Raw genomic sequence first — 23,044 nt, forward strand, 5'->3', positions numbered from 1 at the left:
TGTAAAGGCCCTTTTGGTTTATGTCTGCCACCTCTCTTTTATTTCACGAAAGAAGCCTTGGCAAGGAATTCATAGCTTTGGCGCACACTTTCAATTGGCGGATGATTATAGCGTTCCACTTCTACAAAATACTCCTTCATACCCTGTGCATAAGCCGCTTTGAATATGGCCTTAAAATCCATTTTACCACTCTGACCGATCTCTTTTTCATCTTTGATGTGTAGTAGCGGGAAGCGGCCCTTGTATTTTTTCAAATAGTCTACCGGATTATATCCTCCCTCTTGGCACCAATACACATCCAGCTCCATACAAAAAAGCTGGGGGTCTGTATTCTTCAACATAAAGTCAAACATGATCTCCCCCTCTATCTTTTCAAATTCCCGGGAATGGTTGTGGAATCCAAACATAAGACCCCTCGCTTTGGTAACCTCTCCTACTTGATTATAATAATCACACCACATCCGCAGTTCACCCAACGTTGTGGGTATGGGCATGGAAGGCTTAATTAGGTACTTTGCACCGGCTTCAGCATGGTCCTCAGCCGCCTTCTTCCACCAATCCATGGCCTCTGCGTGGGTTTCCTTGGAATAGCCCCTAGGACCGCCTACGTGGGCACTCGTCATTTCCATCCCTAAATCCCCTACCGTGGACTTAAAATCGGACGGTGACATGCCGTAAATCTTTCCATTATCGTAATTGGCAGCTTCCAGTGTTTTATAGCCGATTTTTGCCACTGATTCAAGTACTCCAGCTACGTTGTCCTTGATGTCATTGCGAAGTGAATACAGTTGGAGTCCGATTCTTTTTGATTTGGCTGTTAAAGGGTTAGCCAGCAAGCTGGAAGATCCCAGAGCACCTGCCAATGAAAGTAACGTAGTCTTCATTAAAAATTCTCGTCGTTGATTGTTCATGCGTTATCTTGGTATATTGCTTTGTTTACAGCTACAATCATACCAAATTTTGGACAAACTACCGCTGATTACGAACGATTCGGCAAAAAAGAAACCCAATAGGCTTAGAAATAACCGGGGCAAAGGAAATTTTAAGCACCCAACCCACCACCTGCCAACAAATAATTCATTACCTTAGTATATGGATTTTATACAAGCATTGCCTTATGGCGGCAAACTAAGGAACAAAAGGGTATGGACATATTGGGGATAGACATTGGTGGTTCTGGGATCAAAGGGGCTCCCGTAAACATAGAAACGGGTGAACTGACGGCAGAACGTTTTAGGGTTCCCACTCCAAAACCTGCCAAACCGGAATCGGTCGCCGAGGCGGTTAAAACGTTGGTAGATCATTTCAACTGGAAAGGCCCCATCGGCTGTGGATTCCCAACAGTAGTCAACAACGGGATGTCGGTAACAAAAAGCAACATACACAAAAGCTGGGTAGGCACCCAAGTGGATGCGTTGTTTTCCGAAAAAACCGGACTCCCGGTGACCGTAATAAACGATGCAGATGCAGCAGGTCTGGCGGAAATGACCTATGGTGCCGGTAAAGGTAAAAAAGGGTTGGTAATCACCGTTACCATCGGCACCGGATTAGGCACTGGTGTTTTTTACGACGGCAAGCTTATCCCAAATTTTGAGTTGGGACGTGTTTTCTATAAGAATGGGGAGATCATCGAATACTATGCCGCAGATTCAGCACGAATAAAAAACGACCTATCGTACAAAGCATGGGGAAAACGGTTCAACAAATTCCTAAAACACACGAAGAGAATCCTTTCTCCGGACCTGTTCATTCTCGGAGGCGGAGCCAGCAAGAAAATGGACCTGTTTGAAAATGAACTTACCGTGGATGTGCCAATTGTTGTTGCTGAAAAGAGAAACAATGCGGGAATTATCGGTGCTGCGATGGCGGCCTATCACTGGCCAAAAAAATAGGCTCCCATGAGGCTTTCCGTTAAATTGATCGCCATTTTCGCTATCTGCTTGGCAAGCAGCTGCCACAATCCGGTTGCTCAACCGTTTATACAGACGGTTAACGGAGGGGTTTCTGCCCAAACCCTGGGAGCAACGCTCATTCACGAACACCTCCTGGTTGATTTCATTGGTGCCGATGCCTACGACCCACACCGATGGCAACACGCTGAAGTGATAGACCGTGTTTTGCCCTTCCTGCTGGAAATAAAGGCTAAAGGTATCAAAAGTATAGTAGAATGCACACCCGCATTTCTGGGCCGTGATCCAGTTCTGCTAAAAGCACTGTCGGAGCGAAGTGGGTTAAACATTCTGACCAATACGGGTCTGTATGGCGCCGTAGACAACAAATTTCTCCCACCCTTTGCCCACCAAGAATCCGACCGGCAATTGGCCGACCGGTGGATAAAGGAATGGCGATTGGGAATAGAAGGTACAGGCATCAAACCTGCATTTATCAAGATAGGAGTGAACCCTGGATCCCTATCACCGCTGCATCAGAAGATGGTTCGGGCAGCTGCTCTGACACACCAACGCACTGGTCTTTTGATCGTATCCCATACAGGTCGGGCAGTTGCCGCTTTTGAGCAATTGGATATCCTGGCTGACATGGGAGTATCAGAAAAGGCGTTCGTGTGGGTTCATGCCCAGGCAGAAACTGATTATTCACTTCATGTTGCCGCCGCAAAAAGAGGTGCTTGGGTCAGCCTGGACGGAATTTCGGACAACAATGTGGAGGATTATCTGGCCATGGTTCAAAACATGAAAGCACATGGAGTATTAGACCGAACCCTGATTTCCCACGACGCCGGGTGGTTCAGCCCTGGCGAGTTAAACGGAGGGGACTTCAGGGGATTCACCACAATCCCAGACATTTTCTTGCCAATGCTGCGCTCCAACGGCTTTTCCCAAGCAGAATGCGATCTGCTCCTCGTAGAAAACCCTGCCTATGCCTTTCAGTTAACCAACCCATAGCCCAGACCGCCTGCATTACTGCCTTCCTTGATCGCCAAAGCTCACCATCCTCACCCAAAAGAAGGATTTCAATCAGCATATTGACTGATTTTTATCATACTAATTCCGTGTATTGTTTTGTTTCTTTGAGCTGTTGATTTACAGACAGGCAAGCTATTCATGTTTTTCGACATAAATCTTTCATAACCAAAACCCAAACGATCATGAAACGTATCCTAGTTCCCATCGATTTCTCCCCCTATTCCGAAGTGGCGTTCCAAAACGCGGCCAAACTTGCAGCCAAAGGAGACGCGACCATAACCTGCGTTAATGTCGTATCTACTGCATTGGATTGGGACAGCCTTTCAGAAAAGGACAAAGCCAAGCATACAGCCATTTTGGACACCGAAGCTGAGGCAAAGGACAAGTTAAAGGCCTTTGTGATGAACCATAAGGTATCGCATAATCCAGTTGAGGCGGTGGTCAAAATAGGTGTTCCGGCACAGGCCATCATCGATGTGGCCAATTCCCAAGCGGCCGACTTAATAGTCATCGGCGCCTATGGTCTCGGATTTGAGGAAGGAAAATTTGTCGGATCGACCATGCAAAAAGTACTCAGGCTAGCCGAGTGTCCGGTGTTGGCGGTAAAAAAACCCATTGACGGCAGAACCATCAAGAAAGTGACCTTCGCATCCCTGTTTAACGAAGCCAGTAAGCCTGCTTTTGTACGTATGAAGCCCCTGATCAAAATGCTGGGCGCTTCGGTTCATTTCCTTTACGTGAACACGCCGGCTAGGTTCTTGGACAGCTTGAAAGCCGAAGGATTGATGAAACAGTATGCGGCAGGCCAGGAGGACCTGGTAATCCATAAGCATGTGTTTAACCATAGCGAAGTGGAAAACGGCATTATCGCGTTTGCCGACAGTCGAAATTCAGGTCTAATTGCCATTGCGTCAAATGTCCGCACATCCAACTCTACCTATCAAATAGGTGTTACGGAAACCGTATTGTACAAAACGGATCTTCCTGTCTTGAGCGTAAAGTTTGACGTCTAGGAATCAAAGGTTGACATCCCGCCGCTTATCCCAGCGGGATGTCCTCCCTTACCAACGGCACAGGGGATTCCACTTTTTTTTGCTCCAACGCGTAGGCGAGGTGCTTGATTCCTGAAAACGATTGTTTGATCACATTTGAAAGCGTCGATACGGGGATATCCGTTTTGGCATGCCTGAGTCGTTCATACAGCTCCTGAATCATCCACGCGTAGTCGCGTTCTAATTGGACCAACAACTCTGCAAGTTCCTTTTCGTCCCGCTGGCTAAGCAGCACATGTAAACGAGCGACAAATCCGTTCATTTTTTCCTTGATTTGCTGGTGAACGTCGAAAACTAAAGACTCCCTCGAAGCCTCCATTTGCTGGATATTATGGACTATGTCTTTAAAATCCTTTGCCCCGTAGATCATTTCGCGCAGGGCGTGCATCAGATGATTTAGCTGGGCCGCCTCCTCGGAAGAAAGGTTCTGCTTTTGAAGCCCAATACCGTAGCCCGTCAACTCATCCTCCAGGGATTTGAGTTTATCGTACTCGGAGATCAGATCTTTCGGCTGGTAAATGATCTTCTTCCATACCGATGTGTTGCGCTCCGGAAGATGTTGCTTTAAAATCAGCTTTTTGACAAATTTCAGCGTGCGTTCAAACAACCAATCCGCCTCCTTCTCCAATGCGATTATCCCCACCGAGGGAACCTCCTGGGTCACATTTTTAATATAGGTAGACAAACCCTTGGGCTCATCCGATAGGAATTGCCCCCTCAGCCACCGCTCCATCGCGCCCAAAAACGGATAAAAAATCACGATACCAAATACATTGACGAGGGTATTGAGCAATACCAACTCCATCAGCGGGTCTTCCACTTTAAATACAAAAAAGGCAACGTGGATCATCTCATCTATAAAAAAGAACGTAATCACACCTGCCACCAACTTGAAAATAAAATTACTGAGTGCAAGTCTCTTCTTATCTGCCGTGCCCCCAACGGCTCCCAGTATCAACGTAAAGGTTGTACCGATATTCGCACCGATGATCATAGCGAGGGCATGCTCAATCCCGATTACTTGGGCGTTTAACGCACTGAGGACAATCACGATCGTAGCCGAGCTGGACTGGATCAAAGCCGTTATGAACACACCCAATCCCAAAAAAGCCCACAACCCAAAGCCGAGATAATCGGAAAGATCTATTTCTTCGGCCACCGACTCTATTGCACCTTTCATAAAGTCCAGGCCCAGAAACAACAGGCCAAACCCCACCAAAAACGCCCCCAAGTTGCGAAGTAAAGGCCGGCTGTTTACAAACAAGTAGGTCAGCGAACCCAATGCCAAAAAAGGGAAAGCAAAATCAGAAACACTTACCTTGAATCCGAGTGTGGCCACGATCCACGCCGTAACGGTCGTTCCCAGATTTGCTCCCAAAACAACCCCCAGCGAGTGACTCAGACTGATCATCCCCCCACCCAAAAAGGCCAACACCATGAGGGTAACCAATGAGCTGCTCTGTAAAATGGCGGTGATCACCGTACCTACGGCAATGCCTTTCCATGGCTTGTTTGTAAACCGCTGCAGCAGGTCTTTGAACGAACGGCCAACCAACTCACGAAGGGAATGCTCCAACTGATGCATACCCCACAAAAACAGCCCAATGCCAGCCAAAAACCTCCAAAAATCAAAAGATCCCTCCATGCAAACCTATTCTATGGGACAACGATGCATAAACGCTGCTCCTGGTGTAAGTGATAGATACAAGCACCACAACCGATCGGGGATCACAAAAAGGACAGCAACCTCGCCCCGCCAGCCGGTCTCATCTTCAAAGGTAGGAATAAATATTGCTGCTTTCTATGCTATCGAAGCGGGAATTCCACTACAAAGAAACATATTCGGGGAAATGCCCGAACCTTTCTATTCATCCAAAAAACAAAGCCACTGTCTATGGACAATCGTAAAAAGAATAGCCGAAATGCACCACTTTTACCAAAAAGGGGATTTAAACAGATCGATGATGCCATCGTGAAATGGAAAAGAAAGTACAGCATCACACTACTGCGCTTAAGCGTTGGCCTTGTATTTTTTTGGTTTGGAGTGTTGAAATTCTTCCCCAGTGTTAGTCCCGCAGAGGGGATCGTATTGGACACCATCCACCAAATTACTTTCGGGTGGTTGTCGGATCGACAGATTTCGGTAGGATTGGCCACCTGGGAGGCGCTGATAGGAATTGGCCTGATCGTGGGCCGGTACATGCGTGCCATTTTGTTCTTGTTGTTCCTTCAGCTGCCGGGCACCTTTCTTCCGGTTCTATTTTTCCCCGACCAGGTTTTTGAAATCATCCCTTGGGTACCGACACTGAAGGGCCAGTACATATTCAAGAATTTAGTCATTGTGGCTGCGGGGATCGTCTTGGGCTCCCAGGTTGAAGAAAAACCGCTGGGAGGGCTTCGGAAAAAAGCTCCCTGAAAAAAGCCCCCGTCCGAACAGACCGGGAATGCGCTGGAAAAGCTTGGCGCAAATGCAGAATCTTTCTTATCTTGCCTACCCAAAACAACCAAACAATCCACACTAATATGACCCAGCGAAGAAAATTTTTCAAAGATTCCCTCAAAGCAGGGGTAGGTTTTGCCCTGTTTTCCGGAATCCTATCCAAGGCCAAAGCAGGAACAATGAATTCGGTAAAGTCTCCCTACACCATCTCCCTTGCTGAATGGTCGCTTCGGGATTGGTTGAATTCAGGCAAAATATCCAACCTGGATTTTCCGGAAACCACGAGGAAGGTCTTTGATATCCATGCCGTGGAATATGTTAGCAGTTTCTTTAAAGGACAGGAAACGGATGCAAACTACCTCCGCGAGCTCAAGTCAAGAAGTGATGGGGCAGGCGTGCAAAATGTACTGATCATGGTGGATATGTGGGGCCAAGATGGGGCGCTTGCGAGTCCGGAAGAAAGTGTACGTCGAGCAGCGGCTCAAAACCACCACAAATGGATCGATGCTGCCAAGTACCTGGGATGTCATGCCATACGCGTCAACGCCTCAGGATATGGCAATGCTTCCTACCGAGATGCTTTGGGCTACTTTGCGGATGGGCTGGCAAAGCTGACGGAATACGGGGCGTCCAACCAGATAAGTGTTATTGTGGAAAATCACGGGGGGTACTCCTCGAACGGCCGTTGGCTGGCGGATGTCATTCGGCAAGTCAACAGCAACTACTGCGGCACCTTGCCGGATTTTGGGAATTTTCGAACCGATCTGGAGACGGGAAATTTTTACGATCCCTACATCGGCGTAGCTGAATTGATGCCTTATGCGAAGGGGGTGAGTGCCAAATCCATGGGATTTGATCATCACGGACAGGACACCACCATCGACTTCAAAAGGATGATGAACATAGTGGCCGCTTTTAACTTTGAGGGATATGTCGGTATAGAATGGGGAGGTGGACTGGGTATGCCTATGGATGCCGAGGCCGCGGTCAAAGCAACCAAGCAATTGATTTTGGATTCGATCTAATCCTGAAAGCTATCGTGAAGCTAAACGATCACACCAATGTTCTCTTAACTATACAATTAATCACCCACCATACCTTGTAAAAACAAACATGATGAAGAAAACAAACCTATTCCCTTGCCTTTTGCTCACCATCGCCAGCCTCTCGGGCTGCGGATCGGGCAGCAGCGATACCGCTGACGGCTGGCGGGATCTTTTCGATGGAAAAACCCTCAATGGATGGAATCGCCTGGACGGCGAGGCCGAATTCAGCGTGGAGAATGGTGAGATCGTGGGAACTGCGATCGCCAACACGCCCAACACATTCTTGGTTACTGAGGAAAAATTCGAGGACTTTATTCTTGAATTGGAAATCAAAGTGGAGCATGAGTCCAGCAACTCAGGTGTGATGGTACGTGGACAGCATGACCCCAATGCACGGGACGGACAAGGAAGGGTCTTCGGGTACCAAGTAGAAACCGATCCGCAGGAACGTGCCTGGTCGGGAGGGATTTACGATGAGGCCCGAAGGAACTGGCTTTACCCGCTTTCCTTGAACCCTCCTGCACGGAGTGCCTTCAAGCTGGGGGAATTCAACAAATACCGGATAGAATTTATCGGCAACGAACTTAAAACCTGGGTAAATGGACAGGAGGCCGCTTACTTGGTAGATGAAATGGATCGGTCTGGCTTTATAGGACTTCAGGTACACAGTATCCGGGATGCGGCAAATGCCGGCAGAAAAACGTATTTCCGCAATATCCGTATCAAAACAGAGAATTTAGAGCCTACGGCCATGAAATCGGATATGTTTGTGGTCAGTACAGTACCAAATACCCTGACCGATCACGAAAAGCAACGAGGCTGGCGTTTGCTTTTTAATGGAACCAACAGCGAGGGCTGGAGAGGCACCCGGCAGAAAGCCTTTCCGGAACAAGGGTGGTCCATTCGCGATGGCGTCCTGATCATCGAAGCTGCCAAAGAGGGAAGTCCTAGGCCAGGAGATATCATCACAGAAGAAAAATTCAGTGCCTTTGACCTGGCATTCGACTTCAAGCTGACAGAAGGTGCCAACAGTGGCGTTAAATATTTTGTCACCCTATCCGATGGAGAAGTGGGTTCTGCACTGGGACTGGAGTATCAGGTGCTGGATGATGAGCGACACCCAGACGCGAAACAGGGGATAGACGGAAACCGTACCTTGGCGTCCCTGTATGATCTTATTACCGCAGATAAGCAACCACGGTTTGTGCAGCCGATCGGTGAATGGAACAAGGGCCGCGTGGTGGTTCATCCAGACAACCGGGTGGAGCATTTTATCAATGGACTGAAAGTACTCGAATACGTTCGCGGTTCGGAAGAATACAAGCAATTGGTAGCTGGCAGCAAGTATAAAAACATCGAAAACTTCGGACTGGCGGAGGAAGGCTATATCCTCCTTCAAGACCACTCCGATGAAGTGCATTACCGTAGTATAAAAATCCGGGAGTTTTAAGGGGTAAGGCATCCCATCTTCACGAGGTTATCCCTGCAAAAAACGGGATAACCTCTTTTTTATTTTTAGGGCATTGCCTTTCGTACCCGTGCCAGAAAATCTCTGACCTTTTGATAGGGATCACCCGGCCCAAGGGTCTCTATGGGCAGGTATCCTTGGTAATTGCTTGCCAATATAATGTCAAATAAGCGGTGTAGATCGACCGGAACCTGCTTTCCCCCTTGGTTCACGTTTTCTTTCAGTTGCCAATTCACCGCGTGACGGATATTTTTTTGGATTCCTTCATACGTGTCATCCTGAGGGTAACTACCGATATCCAATACCAGCCCAAACCAGGGAGACTCAATCAACTCCATATACCAATTGACTTCATCGGCTGTTTGTATAAAATCGTCGTGGTTTTGCAGGGCAACGATCACGCCATTGGCCTCTCCGGCTTCGGTGCAATGCATAAAATTAACAGCTACCCAAGAGGTAAGCCTATCGCGGAACGAAGGATCCACCGGTTGGGTGCCGGCAAACAGCCGCAACACAGGTGCCCCCAATTTGGCTGCGGCCACAATCCACTTCCTGCAAAACGCCAATTGCTCGGTGTGTTTGTCGCGGTCTGCATACGTAAAGTCATTCCGTATCCCGGTTCCGCTGATGGCCAATCCGTAACTGTGGGCCTTCCGCTTGATCCCATACAACACCGAATCGTCCGGTACTTCTGGATAGCCTTCGATGTAATAGGCGGTGAGGTCAACCGCTGGAAGCCCCTCCTCCGCACAAAAATGAAACAAATCATCCAGACTCATTTTCCCGGTGGAAAGTAGCGAGTGAAAGGAATAGGCGTTTAGGCTTAGTTTCAGGTTATTTCCTTTCCGGGCAGGTTCTTGGGCAAGTGACGAGGCAGGTGTTAATACAGCACCGGTTCCCAGCAGGGTCAGGTTCCGCAGTACGTTTCTTCGTAACATAGATTATTTGGGGAATTTCACCATCAATATAGGTCAAAACGCCGTGCAATCCAATGGATGCGACAATGCTTGCTCAACGCTGGATTTCACGGTACCATAACCAGGCAGAGTAAGCCTTTTCAAAAATCTGAGTCAATGCCTTTGCTCATTTATTGCTACTATCATCTGACGAAGCTGGTCGATTGTAAACACCTCTGTTTTACAATTTACTTCTTGCAAACCATGTTGTAGTAGGAATTCATTCAGATCGTCACAACTTCTTAATATGTTAAATTCCAGATTTTCTACATCAAGTACTATCCCCCTTACTTTTCCATCCAATGCACTGGCAAGGGGACTGACAGCTCCCAAAGCTGAACCCGAAAACGATTTCATATTTTCCTCAAAATACAAAAAACGTCCGTAGAAAAGGACTCTACAATATCGTGAATACGCGTCAGCTTCAAATCCCCGATCTTTCTTGTTTGTATATTTCTTATAGGTCTGAAAATATAACTCACCTTGGTACGAAACTGCCAGTGGAAACCTTACCTGTTTTTTGGTCTGTTTGAAGTAAAAAAAGGCTTTCTCAGGTAACAATACCGGGTCTTCATTTTTTCTACTTTTTATAAAAACCTCTTCCGTTGATGAAGGAATCACATTCAATACGTCCTCAATGGTCATGTAGACACCTTCAGGAAAATCTCCTTTTTTAAAATAACCTTGTCCATGGGCGTTTAATACACCAACAATTGCAATAAAAACCGATAAAATTAGTTTCATTTTCCTTCAAATAATAAAATTAAATATATATAAAATAATAAAAATACCTCCCCAACTTCGTTTGATCAACCCATATGGAAAAAAACATCGCTGGTCAGCACCTTCCCAAACTTCGACAAGGTATTAATTTTTTCGTAGCAGGAAGTAGTTAGCAAAAGCAATTTTTACCTGTGGGAAAAGAATCCCACGAACGAAGGCAAAAACAATTTGGGCATTCGAGTCGGGATTCAGACAAAACATGTCTCTTCTACCCTCTGTTTTTCGGCAAACTAACCATAAAAACCCGCCATTTGCCTTGCAAAGCCCCGTTATGTTGAGAAAAAATGCGTAATTTGTGCAAACGATTGCGTTTACGTCCCAAGTGACGGAACATGAGCGATCCCATCACCAATAGAAACAACATGGACTACCTAGCAAAGCCGAAAACAGCAACCTTTTTGACGGACGACTTCCTTCTTAAATCTGAGTTTGCCAGACGACTCTATCATGGATACGCGGCCAACATGCCGATCATCGATTACCATTGCCACCTCTCGCCATACGATATTGCCAAAAACCGGCAGTTTTCCAATCTGACCGAAATATGGTTGGCCGGAGATCACTACAAGTGGCGGGCCATGCGTACGCTGGGTGTTCCGGAAAAATTCATCACCGGAGAATCCACCGATCAGGAGAAATTCCAAAAGTGGGCCGAGACCGTGCCCTATACCATGCGAAACCCGCTATACCATTGGACTCACCTCGAGCTGCAGCGCTATTTTGGCGTAGATAAGCTGCTCACCTCGGAAACAGGCCCGGAAATCTATGAATCGGCATCCTACCAACTACAGGAAGAATACTATCGTGTACGGGGTCTTTTGCATAAAATGAACGTAGAAGTGGTCTGCACTACCGACGATCCCACGGACAGCTTGGAGTACCACCAAATGGCCAAAAAGGAAGGCATCGCGTTGAAACTGTTGCCGGCATTCCGTCCAGACAAAGCCTACGCGGTGGAAAACCCCTCCGAGTATGGAAACTACCTCCGAAAACTGGAGGCGGTAAGTGGCATTTCCATCGGTTCCTTTGAGGATCTGTTGGCGGCACTTGAAAACAGGGTTTCCTACTTCCACGAAAACGGTGGCCGCCTATCCGACCACGGGCTAGAGCAAATGTATTTCTTCCCCCAAGGAAGATATAATATCGATACCCTGTTCCATTCCGTTTTGTCCGGAAACATCCTTTCCAAAGAGGAAACCGCCTATTTCAAATTTGAAACCCTCACCGCCTTGGCCAAGATGTACCATGCCAAAGGATGGACGCAGCAATATCACCTAGGTGCCCTTAGAAATACCAATGAACGCATGCTGAGGGTATTGGGCCCGGATACAGGCTTTGATTCGATCGGGGATTTTACCCAAGCCGTGGCACTGTCAAAATTCATGAACAACCTGGACAATAGCGATCAGCTGGCGAAGACCGTACTCTACAACCTTAATCCCGCCGACAATGAAGTAATGGCCACCATGGTAGGCAATTTCAACGACGGATCGGTAAAAGGCAAGGTACAGTTTGGATCCGGTTGGTGGTACCTGGACCAAAAAGACGGCATGGAAAAGCAAATAAATGCCCTCTCCCACATGGGGATCCTGAGTTGCTTCGTAGGTATGCTGACCGACTCCAGAAGCTTTCTTTCCTTTCCAAGGCACGAGTATTTCCGCCGAATACTCTGTAACCTGATCGGAAACGATGTGGCAAATGGGGAGCTGCCCGCAGATGAGGCCTGGCTTGGCAAAATGGTCGAGGATATTTGCTACCATAATGCCCACGACTTCTTTGGCTTTTACGAACCCTAATTCAACATAAAAAGAGGCTTCTGGAGAGGCTTCGGTTACATCCAGTAAAAAAATACAGGAATTTAGCCTAGCGCCTTACGAGCAACACCGAAGCGATCCCGAGTTGGCCCGGAAAAATACACGCAATACCCCGTAACCCCAACGATATTGCTCAGCAGCGGGTCTGTATGATGTGCATATACCAATCGCTTACTCGATCCGTACCGTGTTTTCTAATTAATCCAAAAACCAAAATCGTATGACTCCTCCTTTTGACCGACGTCATTTCATCAAAAGTTCCACTGCGCTAATGGCCCTCAGCAGCATTGGGGCGGTTGCCATGCCGGAATTCAAACCTACCACCAGCTACCGGGTAGGGCTGATAGGCGCCGGCTGGTACGGAAAAAGCGACCTGTTCCGGTTGATACAAGTAGCCTCGGTAGAGGTAGTAGCCGTGGCCGATCCGGACCGACAGATGCTCACGGACGCCGCCAAACTGATCAGCGAGCGCCAATCCTCCGGCAAACTCCCCAAGGTGTACGCAGATTACCGCAAAATGCTGGCGGAAAACAAACTGGACATTGTGGTGATAGGAAGTCCGGATCATTGGCATGCCCTACAGGCCATTGACTCACTTAAGGCGGGTGCGCACGTGTACGTCCAAAAGCCCATCAGCGTAGATGTACTCGAGGGCGAAGCCATGGTGGCAGCGGCCAGAAAGTATAACAAAGTGGTGCAGGTAGGAACCCAGCGAAAAAGCACCCCGCATCTGATAGAAGCGAAAAAGAAGTTTGTGGATACGGGTATGCTGGGCAAAATATCCCACGTAGACATGTGCTGCTACTACCACATGCGGGCCAATGGAAGCCCGGCAGTGGAACCGGTTCCCGATTTCTTCAACTATGAACTGTGGACGGGACCAGCCCCGCTGCTCCCGTATACCGGTCTACCCCATCGGCGCTGGTGGCGCACCATGATGGAATATGGCAACGGCATCACCGGAGATATGTGTGTGCACATGTTTGACACCGTACGCTGGATGCTGGACTTGGGCTGGCCTAAACGAATACATGCCAGCGGAGGCATTTACGTCCAAAAAGAGGGATTGTCCACCATCGCAGATACACAAACCGCTACCTTCGAATACGACGAACTGAACTGTGTGTGGCAGCACCGATCCTGGGGCACACCCGCCGACCCGGAGTACCCATGGGCATTTGTTTTATATGGGGACAAAGGAACCCTGAAAGGCAGCACCATGCGCTATGATTTTATCCCCCAAGGACAGGGCGAAGCCGTAAGAGGAGACGTGGTCTACGAACGTGAAAAATACCCCGAAGATCTCACCGAAAAGGACATAGAGCTAAATGCCGCCCCGGCCACCCGATTGCACATGTTGGATTTCCTCAAAGCAATAGAGAAAGGCGGCCGACCGGTAGCAGACATCGAAGAAGGGCACATTTCCACCGCAAGCTGTATCCTGGCCAACCTATCCATGGAGCTGGAGCGTCCCTTGGTTTATGACCCACAGAAGAAGATCGTGGTAGGAGATGCAGAAGCCACCGAACTGCTTAAAAGACCCTACCGGGGTGGTTGGAAGCACCCGTATGGGGAGATGGGCTAATTCAATCAACATCTTGGGTAGGGACTTTGGCAGTTCGAGGGTTTGTGGATCTTTTCAATTCTTCCGCTCTCTGCTCGACGGCTTCAAAAACCCGAAGGAAATTTTGTTGCGTTACTTTCTTCAACTCACTTTCGGTCCATCCTCGGTTGGCGAGCTCCGATAGAATATGTGGAAATGCACTCGCATCTTCCATTCCCTCTATCAGGTAGGTCATCCCATCAAAATCACTTCCTATGCCGATATGGTCTACACCAATGAGGTTTTTGACGTAGTCGAAGTGATCGGCAAAGTCCTTGACCGTAACCACCGGTAGTGGATTGGCGCTCTCCCATGCCATCCACTCTTCATCCGCCCGTTCGATTTCTTCATCGGTCATTTGATCGGGATCGGGGTACCTTTCGTCAAAGACCTTCCTAACGCTATCCATCTTTACAAAAAAGTAATCATAGGCTTCCTGCGTAGTGAAATAATTGACAGGGGTCAACATAATCACTCCTCCGTTTTCCTTTAGCTTCAAAAGTACCTTGTCAGAGACATTCCGCTGGGTATCTGTAAGTGCCCTCGCATTGGCGTGGCTGAAAATAACGGGTGCCGTAGTAATCTCTAAGGCATCCAACATGCCCTTTTCGGTGATATGGGAAAGATCTATAATAATGCCCAGGCGGTTCATTTCGAGCACCATCTCTTTGCCGTATGCGCTCAGCCCATCATGGACTGGCTTATCGTAGGCACCATCCGCTATGTTGTTGGTATCGTACGCCAGAATCACCGAACGCAGCCCTAGGTGATATAAGGTCCGTAACCTTCCCAGGTCATCCACCAAATGATACGTATGCTCCATCGACGGAATGATACCGATCCTGCCCTCCTTCATTGCCTGCCTTACTTCCTTGGACGAAGTGGTCAACTGTAAGTCTTCGGGATACTTCTCCGCCAATCTGTAGATCAAATCCCACCCTTGAAGGTACTCATTCATCTGTCGCCCCCTTCCAAAGATATTGGTAAGTAAAGCCCCTACCCCGCCTTTTCGCAACCGGGGCAGGTCTATATGACCCGAGGTGGCCGTGTCCAAGGGATAGGCATCCAATTCCCGCGGGCATTCCCCGCACCATATGTAGTGTATCAGCAGATCGTTATGTCCGTCTATCAGGGGAGCTTCTTGTAGGACACGGTGCACCATCTTCTCTGTACTACGATCGGACTTACAGCCCAAAAGCGAAATCAGCAGAAGTCCAAAGAATATATGTTCTTTCAAATGTTGAATTTTTTTCTTGTTCCGAATTCAAACAGCTTTGTGAACGCAAATTGTATAATTGGAAGAATTGCTGCATCCCTTCCAACCCGATAGCTAAAATACGGATTTTTTGAATGAATGATCTTTAAAACCACCTTGGCAATCGGCTCCGGCGTCGGTGCGTTCTCTATTGATGTGGAGAATACCTTCAGCGCATTGTTCCTCGTCACATCGTAATCCCGAATAGTAGGCTCTGCGCATTCAAACGCCTGATGCAGATTTGGATAACAATAGCTCCACACATGTTCGTATCGATTTCTGGGAAAACAGATCTAAAGGCAGCAATTCAAAAGAGACACTGCCTTGATGCAACGCTGGATTGCGACTTGTTCCAAAAACGTTAAACCCCTTATTCGTAAGCTCATTTGCGAGTATCAGGCAAATGCCGGAAGTAGCACCTGTAACCAATACTGTCTGCGTCATAAACATGCCCTTTTTTTAAGACGATTGGGTATTTCAGAAAGTGATTTCAAACTACCTGCACGCTGCCCCATACCATTACCCAAAGCGCGAGCCTACCGTTTGTGCACGAGTGATGTGGCTTTTTTTGGAAGAACCAGCGACTAGTAGACACGTGTAGGGAATTAGACAGAGACATCGGCTTATAAGAAAGTCGGAACCCTTCACAAGATAGTTAATTTTTCTACCATTGCACTGATTTTCAGCGTAAGAAAAATACCCAATAGGTGTTTCGAAGAATACTTCTACTCCAAAAGCCTCAATGTTCATCCCCTCTGTATATCCACATAGGTTCCGTCTGCCCGGCTCTTGTGAATCCTACTTTTTGGTAAAACTCAATTGCCTTTCCGTCTGCTGTCAGCATCTGCATATGGAAGTGTCCATATTTCTCCTGCATTTTTTCCATAATCATTTTTCCGACACCCTTACCTTGATAGTCGGGATGAACAAGCAAATGAGGATAGTAAACAACCAAGTGTCCGTCGGAAATGGCATTACCTATACCAACTAATTTTTCATTGTCCCAAGCAGAAATCAACGAATGTGAATTTGTCAATGCATTATATAGTTCTGTTGGCTATCGTTAAAGGTAATCCCGGGGATAAACCTAACGACTACCGCTGAGGGCCCCATGATTTCTAAAATCCCCCATGTGCCCGGCAAACACATCGGGTAGCTAAGATTCCATAGGTCGGTGTACGGTTTTTACACCCCTTACACCGATCGCATTCGGGAGTGGCCATTCCTAGGGCAGATACATGGGAATGCATCTACCTGAACCGTTCGCTTAAGGTTGGCCTGCCCGATTACCCGCAGTGCTTCTCTTTTTTTAGTTGCAAATATGGTTTTCTAACTGTAGCGAATGAACGTTAGTGAGCATTTTGATGCACTAGTATGGTCAAAACCAACCATTTCTTGACAAAAGTACTCACAAGTGTGATATATACATAAACTCTATTACATTCAAAACCAAATGTGCAGTAAAAGCCCAAATCAAATTTCCTCTTTTTATAGTAATCAGGGCCAATGGAGCACCCACAAGAAGTCCCGTTAACAGAATGTACCAAAACCCACCGAGCCAATGCATCAAGCCAAACAAGGCAGATGTTATAATTATCGTATTTAGTTTGCCATACCACCTTAAAAAAACTGTTAACGCAAAATTTCTGTACAAGCTCTCTTCAACAAAAGGAGCCAAAATTACATTGGCAATAAAAAACAGGGTGGTATTCATTCCTAAAGAAGCCATAGTTTCTCCGGCTGGTACATAGTCACCAACGTATAGCTGTAGAAATTTCTGCATTGGTGATAAAAGATAAATATAAGTTAATGAAATGAATATTCCAGTGCAAATGCCTCCAATTATATCTGTAGATACTTTACCTTTATCCGTTTGCCAGCCATCCTTAAAGATATTAAAACCATACTTTCGAGTTGAAATCACCAGATAAACCAACATCATTAGTTGAGCCATTAAAAGTACAAATGGAATTTTTAAACTAATTAGATCAGGAATAGCTGTTTCATTCAAGCCTATTAATACGTAGTAACCGATAAATAGGCTTAAAATAATCAAAAACCAAACGGGGGCCCATAGAAGATTCCTCCAGGCTATCCTTGTTGAATTCATGTTTACGTGTCTTTTAATAAAAACTTTTTTTACTTGTTGATCGGCTTATAATTATAGAGTTTAAAGGCGTTTATAGCAATCCACAAGAAATACAGCAAAAACACTATTCTTTGACCCAAACCCGGCATTTCTGTAAAGACAAAGGGCCAAGACCCAAAAACAACAGTGAGCCACACCAAGGTCAATGATGGGACAATTGCCGCTTTCCAATACTTGCTTTCTCGCATCAATTTTGGGTAAGTAAACGCACCCATCAGGAAAAAAAGGTAACATCCAAAACTACCGATAGAATGGAGTATCATGGTTGTGGATGTCCTGTCATCAAAATCGCCAGGAAAAATTCCTGAAATGGCCATGAACAAACCACTAAAAAAAATGCCTGTCAGAGGCAATCTACTGCTAGGCCTTTGAGCCATGCTCTTATAAAGACCAATCGAAAAAATGGATATCAATACTCCTGGAAGGATGTAGCCAAAAACATTCCAATACCACTTATTGGGTGCGTCTACCGAACCCAGTTCGCTGATTGCTTTGGTTAAAAAACTGTATTCCGGTCTTTGGGAGGCCATTAGTAGGTAAGCAACCCCGAAGAGTATGGGGGCGAATAGCCCCAATAAACCAAATCCCTTATTTTTCATCGTCTTCTACTGTATTTAGATTTCCATCTTTGAAAATAAACCCTATCAAAATGCCAACTACTATTCCAATACCAATTCCAAACCCTATGTTATTTATGGCTACTCCTACAGCAGAACCAATACCAACCCCTAGGGCAACCCAAACGCCTAGTCTATTTTTTTTCATAATCAAATAGTTTTCTTTATGATTTTTTGGTGAACGTTAATTATCATTGATTTTGAGGATATTATCACATCTTTATGCTTCTCGGAATTATTGATAAATGCACTTGACAACAAGTGGGCACAGCATTTTGAGAAATTAGCGGACTGTTCAATACTAGTATGGCAGTCGAGAGAGCGTTTTGGTTTGAAGAAGATAGTCGCATTTCAGTTTTTTTGCAAAGTTCTGACTTTTGCAAATCACCTAAATTACCAAATGGTAAAAAATCATTTTTGACTTCTTATTCTGCTTAAACTTTGGGGCGTGATGCCTAGGTATCATGCAATATGAGATTGGGAGATACGGTTTTGAATATTGGGAAATGCTATAAGCAAAGAGTCATATCGCTGTTTTGCTGTTTTAGTGAGTAAATCTATTTGTTGTAATTGTTTGTCTATAAAAGACGCTTCTGCGGCTACCATTCTAATGATACTTCCAAGAGGAGTTCGCGTAACTTTATGGTAGCTCTCCTTTGACATTCTGAGCATTTTGCAATTTTCAAGGGCCACCAATTGTAGAGGGGTAGGTTGATTGGTAAGCAGTGACATATAATCTGAGCAAAAATGCGCTTCAAATGCAAAATCCAAGCAAACAAAATTATTTACCTTCCATAAAAATAGCCCCACGCTACCTTCGATGATGAAATAAAAATAACGTTCTGTGGTATGCTGTTCTTTGATTATTTCCTCCCTTTTAAAAGAAACAACCATACAATGCCTGGCATACTCTTCCCATACCTCTCTAGGAGCTTTATAATATTTATCAAATGAAGTTTGCAGAAGTGGAATATACTGTTCGCTGTCATTCATGGAAGTCTATATTAGCCAATCTATTTGAAAATATTTCTCTTTTTTTATTAGCTTTGGTAGCATGGGTCTACAGCTTTGGAATGGGGCTTTTCAGATCGATTCCTTTTAGCTTTAGATAAAATTCTCTTTCTTCAGCAGTCTTACACCTTGAGAAAATCGCCAAATTATGTGACCAGCTAATTTCTCTCAACAGTGTTGAGAGTTTTGGAAAGTCCTTGTAAGTCTCATAAAACTGCTTCATTCTCCATAAATTTTTGTCGGAGAAGCCTTTGATTTCGGGTTCGTGTGTCTGTATGAATTTGGCTAATTCTGTCACAACAGAGTCGCCCCATTCTGATTTTTCAATTTTCTTACTGATATATTCTCCATTATTCCAATAAAGATTTATTAGTTCAGCATTTACGGCTCGTATAGCATTAGTCCGAGATTTTTTTATGAGCTGAATTATGTCCGTAAAGCGATTGTCCATTATTTATTTCTATATGCTACAAAATTATATTTTTTAGTCGTGTTTCTCGTTTGGAACCGGTTTTCTGCCATTACTGCTCTTTTATAGGCGCAACAGGGTTGCACCTATAACTGTTCTATCGATCAAGTATAAGCGTAGTGCGGGATTTCGGAGTGAATTACTATCCGCTAACAGCAAAGTAATTTAGCAGCAATTAGGCCTATTTTTGGCTACTTAGCCCGCATCACGCTTATACAATGTTGGGTAGTATTTCGTTTGGTTCAACTGCCACAATTTTTCCGTTCCTTACTACAATCATCGGACTTTTCTTTTCCTTTTTATATTCGACGAGCCTTCTGTAAGCCTCTTCAAGACCTTTGACTATTTTATCCCTTTCCTCTTTCAATTGTTCCTTAGTTCCCATAAAGATTTTTTAATTCTTCCCATTGTTTAACATTATTGACGGTTTCTTCATTCAATGCTCCTTCGGCTATTATTTCATAAGTATCTCCTGAATTGTTTACAGTGTAACTTACATTCCTTCCTTTTCCTTGCTTTTCAATCAGTCCCTTTTTGAGCAACTCTGACAAAATTCTTTTTACAGTTGGTGCTGGTATCGCCAACTTTTCAGAAATTTCTCCCGACTGTATGTTCGGACGGCTTTGAATAATCGTATAAATTGATTTTTCTTTGGACGAAAGTTGTGTTTCCAAACCGCTTTTTTGCAGTTTTATCATTAGTTGCGTTGCCCGAACACCTCTTTTGCGCCTACTATTTCACATGCCTTCCCTTTATATCTCATTTTTTCAGGTTTAAATGGGTTTTGGCTATTTCATCACGTAAGACATGTTTTACGTTTGCCTCATCTGCAAATTTTTTCCATTGATTGACTGTGTCGTTAATCTCGTCAACGATCTCCGATGCTTTTTTGCACCGTATAGATTCTCCGATAACCAGCAAATCTGCTTTGGTAATTTCCTTTCTCTTACCGTTAATGCTCAACGCATGCTGACTCACCCATTCGCTCTTGGGTCTGTATGCATGACACAGGTCATAAGCAGGGGATAGTTCCCATTTGCCTCCTTGCCTGAGCAAAAAAGAAAAATTCTTGGTATGGTCGTCACAATTCCGTGCAATCACATTAAAAACCATTCTTCTGAACATCTGCTCTGCATCGGCATAGGTTAATTTTAACTCTCGCATGCACTGAAATAGTTGCTCATAACTGAAACTATTGACCAGATTATAGTCAAAATGCTTTATAGCACAAAAGGTTTGTATATGATGCTTCACTTCACCGCCTGCCCGGTCAAAACGTTTCGTCATAAAATGGGCTCTTCCGTTTTCCTCCAATAAGCGTGATGGCATCATTGTTATGCCACAGGCTTTGGCCATATTATAGTAAGCCATTTCTACCCTGCCGTAGCCATGGCTGCTGCCTAACTGTACATCACTTACCCCATCGAGTTTAATAAGCCAGTGTTCGAATCCCTTTGGTGCTTTGGTTTGCCCGGATTTCACCTCTCCGGTTTTTTCATTCCAAGCAATAAGGGCTTTTGGACGAGCACCACCGGCAGATGTACCAATCTTCAAAATTTCTAATACGGCTTGTTCTTCGTCTTTATTGAGATTAGTGGTAAAGGCTTCCCTTTGGTCGAGCATCTTTTGTGCTGTAGCTACCAGGCTGTCGATTTCAACCGAAAATGTTCTTTTGCTTTCTTTCAATACAGCCGGCTCAAATTCCAGGGCACCCATGCCGCGAGTGCCAATGAAGCAAAGCATTTCAACTGGACTCATGCTGTCCTGTGGCCGACCTTGTTGTGCCAGCCAAAGGTTGATTAATTGGTTTCCGTATTTGTCGGGTAACGCATCGGCCAACAAACCAGGTAAACCTTTGAAGGTATCGTATGCTGAATTTCTATCCTTTCGCAGTTCGGGGAATGAAAATTTATTCCGGTTATCAGAAACAGGCATTTTAAGCGGAGCCAAATCCCAGTCTAATGTCTTGAATTTGGGATCGTATTCAAAAGTAGCAAAACCGCTATCGGAGTCCCATGCTACGGCACCTACTAATTTCCCCCATATTTTTACCTCGGCTACTTGCATGGCTTACCAACTTGAATCTGCGCTGTTATCATCTTCATTCTTTGATTTACTCCTGGCCCGTTGGCGCTTTTCTTTTTGCAGTTTGGCCAATGCCAGTGGACTTATCGTTTCCCTGACTTCAAAAGCATGTAGCACTGATAGTTGATCCAAAACCCTTAATACCTGAATGAGCGTGGTTACCGTTACCGTTTCACCGCGCTCCAGTAAGCTTAAGGTAGATCGACTGATACCGGCTGCGGTTGCCAACTCATCCTGCGTTTTATTTCGCTCCATACGATGATGTCTGACAAATGCGCCAATGTATTCGGCCAATGCTTTGTCGCTCATGGAAGGCCATTCTTTGAATGGTTTATCAGTCATAAGGTCGCTTTTTTAGTCTTAGTGAATGACTTATCATGCAAAGATAATATTAATTTTTGAATTAGCAATTTCGTGAATCATATATCATTCATTAAAGCCTATTAAGGTACTTAGCGAATGATATATCATGCATTAAACTCTTGAACTCGCTATATCATAAAACTGCAACAGCACTTCATCTTCAACTAATGATTTATAAAGTTCATCGTTTGTTGTGATGATGTTTTCTACTTCCGAACTTGCTTTTGCTTCTTGCAAATAAATCGTGTCTAAAAACAAAGTGTATATTCCGATCCATCTTGACCACCTGTTCCGGAGATGCTGACCACTTTTTTCCGGTGATGTTGACCACCCCTTTTAGTGGCCAATACCATCTTCGAGGGATAAAATTCCGGTGATCTTGACCACTGTCAATCCGGCCATCCTGACCACCCCGCTAAGTGGTCAACATTGCCAGAATGACAATCCTGACCACTTATGTTTTTTCAGTTATCGTTTGCTTTACAGAAAAACTAGCACTGTAAAGTATGGCAGGAACAACGATAACTATGAGCAATCTTAAACAGATAATCCGCCACCGTGACAACGGCATGGCATTGCAGACCATCTCCAAAACTTTGGGCATTGCCCGTAATACGGTCAAAAAGTACCTACAGTTGGTTGATTCCAAAGGTTTTACCTATGGAGAACTTCTCTGCAAGAGTGATGAGCAACTCGATGCACTGCTCAATGATCCTGTCCAAAAATCCGAACAGAGATATCAGGATCTTCAGTCCTTCTTCCCATTTATGGAATCGGAACTCAAAAGAACCGGTGTAAACCGCTGGGTCTTATGGGGAGAATACCGTCAGAAACATCCCGATGGTTATAGCTATTCGCAGTTTTGCGACAACTACAGACAGTGGCGTATAGGTTTATCCGCCAGTATGCGGATCGAACATTCGGCGGGCGACAAACTTTATATAGATTTTACAGGTGACAGACTGTTGCCCTGCCTGTTAAGTATCAATAATTGTTTTATCTGACTCAT

At 45.4% G+C, this 23,044-nt stretch carries 25 protein-coding genes; 9 read left to right on the plus strand and 16 right to left on the minus strand.

Features of this window, described 5'->3' with window-relative positions:
• Positions 1–38: 38 nt before the first annotated feature.
• The gene (locus ADIS_RS00170) at positions 39–884 is read right to left on the minus strand and encodes a sugar phosphate isomerase/epimerase family protein (RefSeq protein WP_238325340.1); all 846 of its coding nucleotides are present in this window, start codon (positions 882–884) and stop codon (positions 39–41) included.
• Positions 885–1,145: 261 nt separating this feature from the next.
• Here ADIS_RS00170 and ppgK point away from each other — a divergent pair, with 261 nt between their 5' ends.
• From ppgK to ADIS_RS00185, 3 genes are all read left to right on the plus strand, one after another.
• Positions 1,146–1,892, plus strand: a complete 747-nt coding sequence (ppgK, locus tag ADIS_RS00175) for a polyphosphate--glucose phosphotransferase (protein ID WP_010852198.1) — start codon at positions 1,146–1,148, stop codon at positions 1,890–1,892.
• A gap of 6 nt (positions 1,893–1,898) precedes the next feature.
• Positions 1,899–2,903: a phosphotriesterase family protein gene (locus ADIS_RS00180; RefSeq protein ID WP_010852199.1), complete on the plus strand. Its 1,005-nt coding sequence runs from the start codon at positions 1,899–1,901 to the stop codon at positions 2,901–2,903.
• Positions 2,904–3,106: 203 nt separating this feature from the next.
• The gene (locus ADIS_RS00185) at positions 3,107–3,937 is read left to right on the plus strand and encodes a universal stress protein (protein WP_010852200.1); all 831 of its coding nucleotides are present in this window, start codon (positions 3,107–3,109) and stop codon (positions 3,935–3,937) included.
• Between the two features lie 25 nt (positions 3,938–3,962).
• Here the strand turns inward: ADIS_RS00185 and ADIS_RS00190 are convergent, their stop codons facing one another.
• On the minus strand, positions 3,963–5,621 hold the full coding sequence (locus ADIS_RS00190; RefSeq protein WP_010852201.1) for a Na/Pi cotransporter family protein: 1,659 nt from the start codon (positions 5,619–5,621) through the stop codon (positions 3,963–3,965).
• A 249-nt stretch (positions 5,622–5,870) separates the two neighbouring features.
• Here ADIS_RS00190 and ADIS_RS00195 point away from each other — a divergent pair, with 249 nt between their 5' ends.
• The 3 genes from ADIS_RS00195 (at position 5,871) to ADIS_RS00205 (ending at position 8,912) form a co-directional block, all read left to right on the plus strand.
• Positions 5,871–6,392, plus strand: a complete 522-nt coding sequence (locus tag ADIS_RS00195) for a DUF417 family protein (RefSeq protein ID WP_010852202.1) — start codon at positions 5,871–5,873, stop codon at positions 6,390–6,392.
• Between the two features lie 107 nt (positions 6,393–6,499).
• Complete coding sequence (locus ADIS_RS00200) at positions 6,500–7,441, plus strand: sugar phosphate isomerase/epimerase family protein (RefSeq protein ID WP_010852203.1); 942 nt, start codon at positions 6,500–6,502, stop codon at positions 7,439–7,441.
• A gap of 88 nt (positions 7,442–7,529) precedes the next feature.
• A complete protein-coding gene (locus ADIS_RS00205; protein ID WP_155906954.1) occupies positions 7,530–8,912 on the plus strand; it encodes a 3-keto-disaccharide hydrolase in 1,383 nt (460 codons plus the stop codon).
• Between the two features lie 65 nt (positions 8,913–8,977).
• Here ADIS_RS00205 and ADIS_RS00210 read toward each other — a convergent pair whose 3' ends face one another.
• Both ADIS_RS00210 and ADIS_RS00215 read right to left on the minus strand, forming a co-directional pair.
• Entirely contained in the window at positions 8,978–9,868 is an 891-nt protein-coding gene (locus ADIS_RS00210) for a sugar phosphate isomerase/epimerase family protein (RefSeq protein WP_010852205.1), read from the minus strand.
• 132 nt (positions 9,869–10,000) lie between these two features.
• Entirely contained in the window at positions 10,001–10,630 is a 630-nt protein-coding gene (locus ADIS_RS00215) for a hypothetical protein (protein WP_010852206.1), read from the minus strand.
• Positions 10,631–11,001: 371 nt separating this feature from the next.
• Between ADIS_RS00215 and uxaC the strand changes: the two genes are divergently transcribed.
• Together uxaC and ADIS_RS00225 are read left to right on the plus strand one after the other, a co-directional pair.
• Positions 11,002–12,465: a glucuronate isomerase gene (uxaC, locus tag ADIS_RS00220; protein ID WP_010852208.1), complete on the plus strand. Its 1,464-nt coding sequence runs from the start codon at positions 11,002–11,004 to the stop codon at positions 12,463–12,465.
• A gap of 238 nt (positions 12,466–12,703) precedes the next feature.
• Positions 12,704–14,068, plus strand: a complete 1,365-nt coding sequence (locus tag ADIS_RS00225; RefSeq protein WP_010852209.1) for a Gfo/Idh/MocA family protein — start codon at positions 12,704–12,706, stop codon at positions 14,066–14,068.
• Position 14,069: 1 nt separating this feature from the next.
• Here ADIS_RS00225 and ADIS_RS00230 read toward each other — a convergent pair whose 3' ends face one another.
• The 12 genes from ADIS_RS00230 to ADIS_RS23275 form a co-directional block, all read right to left on the minus strand.
• Entirely contained in the window at positions 14,070–15,323 is a 1,254-nt protein-coding gene (locus ADIS_RS00230; RefSeq protein WP_010852210.1) for a dipeptidase, read from the minus strand.
• 757 nt (positions 15,324–16,080) lie between these two features.
• Complete coding sequence (locus tag ADIS_RS00240) at positions 16,081–16,377, minus strand: GNAT family N-acetyltransferase (RefSeq protein ID WP_238325341.1); 297 nt, start codon at positions 16,375–16,377, stop codon at positions 16,081–16,083.
• Between the two features lie 372 nt (positions 16,378–16,749).
• Complete coding sequence (locus tag ADIS_RS00245; RefSeq protein ID WP_010852213.1) at positions 16,750–17,451, minus strand: CPBP family intramembrane glutamic endopeptidase; 702 nt, start codon at positions 17,449–17,451, stop codon at positions 16,750–16,752.
• A gap of 29 nt (positions 17,452–17,480) precedes the next feature.
• Entirely contained in the window at positions 17,481–18,089 is a 609-nt protein-coding gene (locus tag ADIS_RS00250) for a DUF998 domain-containing protein (protein ID WP_010852214.1), read from the minus strand.
• Positions 18,079–18,255: a hypothetical protein gene (locus ADIS_RS23200; protein ID WP_010852215.1), complete on the minus strand. Its 177-nt coding sequence runs from the start codon at positions 18,253–18,255 to the stop codon at positions 18,079–18,081. Before ADIS_RS23200 ends, ADIS_RS00250 begins: the two co-directional genes overlap by 11 nt.
• A gap of 314 nt (positions 18,256–18,569) precedes the next feature.
• A complete protein-coding gene (locus tag ADIS_RS00255) occupies positions 18,570–19,100 on the minus strand; it encodes a Crp/Fnr family transcriptional regulator (RefSeq protein ID WP_035804080.1) in 531 nt (176 codons plus the stop codon).
• Positions 19,101–19,167: 67 nt separating this feature from the next.
• Positions 19,168–19,569: a DUF1016 N-terminal domain-containing protein gene (locus ADIS_RS00260; protein ID WP_238325342.1), complete on the minus strand. Its 402-nt coding sequence runs from the start codon at positions 19,567–19,569 to the stop codon at positions 19,168–19,170.
• A gap of 229 nt (positions 19,570–19,798) precedes the next feature.
• Positions 19,799–19,972, minus strand: a complete 174-nt coding sequence (locus ADIS_RS22515) for a hypothetical protein (RefSeq protein WP_010852217.1) — start codon at positions 19,970–19,972, stop codon at positions 19,799–19,801.
• Positions 19,962–20,285: a winged helix-turn-helix transcriptional regulator gene (locus ADIS_RS00265; protein ID WP_010852218.1), complete on the minus strand. Its 324-nt coding sequence runs from the start codon at positions 20,283–20,285 to the stop codon at positions 19,962–19,964. The genes ADIS_RS22515 and ADIS_RS00265 overlap by 11 nt, the downstream gene beginning before the upstream one ends.
• A gap of 61 nt (positions 20,286–20,346) precedes the next feature.
• Positions 20,347–21,654, minus strand: a complete 1,308-nt coding sequence (locus tag ADIS_RS00270) for a type II toxin-antitoxin system HipA family toxin (RefSeq protein WP_010852219.1) — start codon at positions 21,652–21,654, stop codon at positions 20,347–20,349.
• A 3-nt stretch (positions 21,655–21,657) separates the two neighbouring features.
• A complete protein-coding gene (locus ADIS_RS00275; protein WP_010852220.1) occupies positions 21,658–22,014 on the minus strand; it encodes a helix-turn-helix domain-containing protein in 357 nt (118 codons plus the stop codon).
• Between the two features lie 132 nt (positions 22,015–22,146).
• Positions 22,147–22,293 (minus strand): Fic/DOC family N-terminal domain-containing protein, encoded by a 147-nt coding sequence (locus tag ADIS_RS23275; RefSeq protein WP_262493024.1) that lies wholly within the window; start codon positions 22,291–22,293, stop codon positions 22,147–22,149.
• A 269-nt stretch (positions 22,294–22,562) separates the two neighbouring features.
• Between ADIS_RS23275 and ADIS_RS00280 the strand changes: the two genes are divergently transcribed.
• Positions 22,563–23,039 (plus strand): transposase, encoded by a 477-nt coding sequence (locus ADIS_RS00280; protein ID WP_010852222.1) that lies wholly within the window; start codon positions 22,563–22,565, stop codon positions 23,037–23,039.
• The last annotated feature ends 5 nt before the right edge of the window (positions 23,040–23,044 follow it).

Origin of the sequence: Lunatimonas lonarensis, from assembly GCF_000390185.1 — a bacterium.
Lineage (GTDB): Bacteria > Bacteroidota > Bacteroidia > Cytophagales > Cyclobacteriaceae > Lunatimonas > Lunatimonas lonarensis.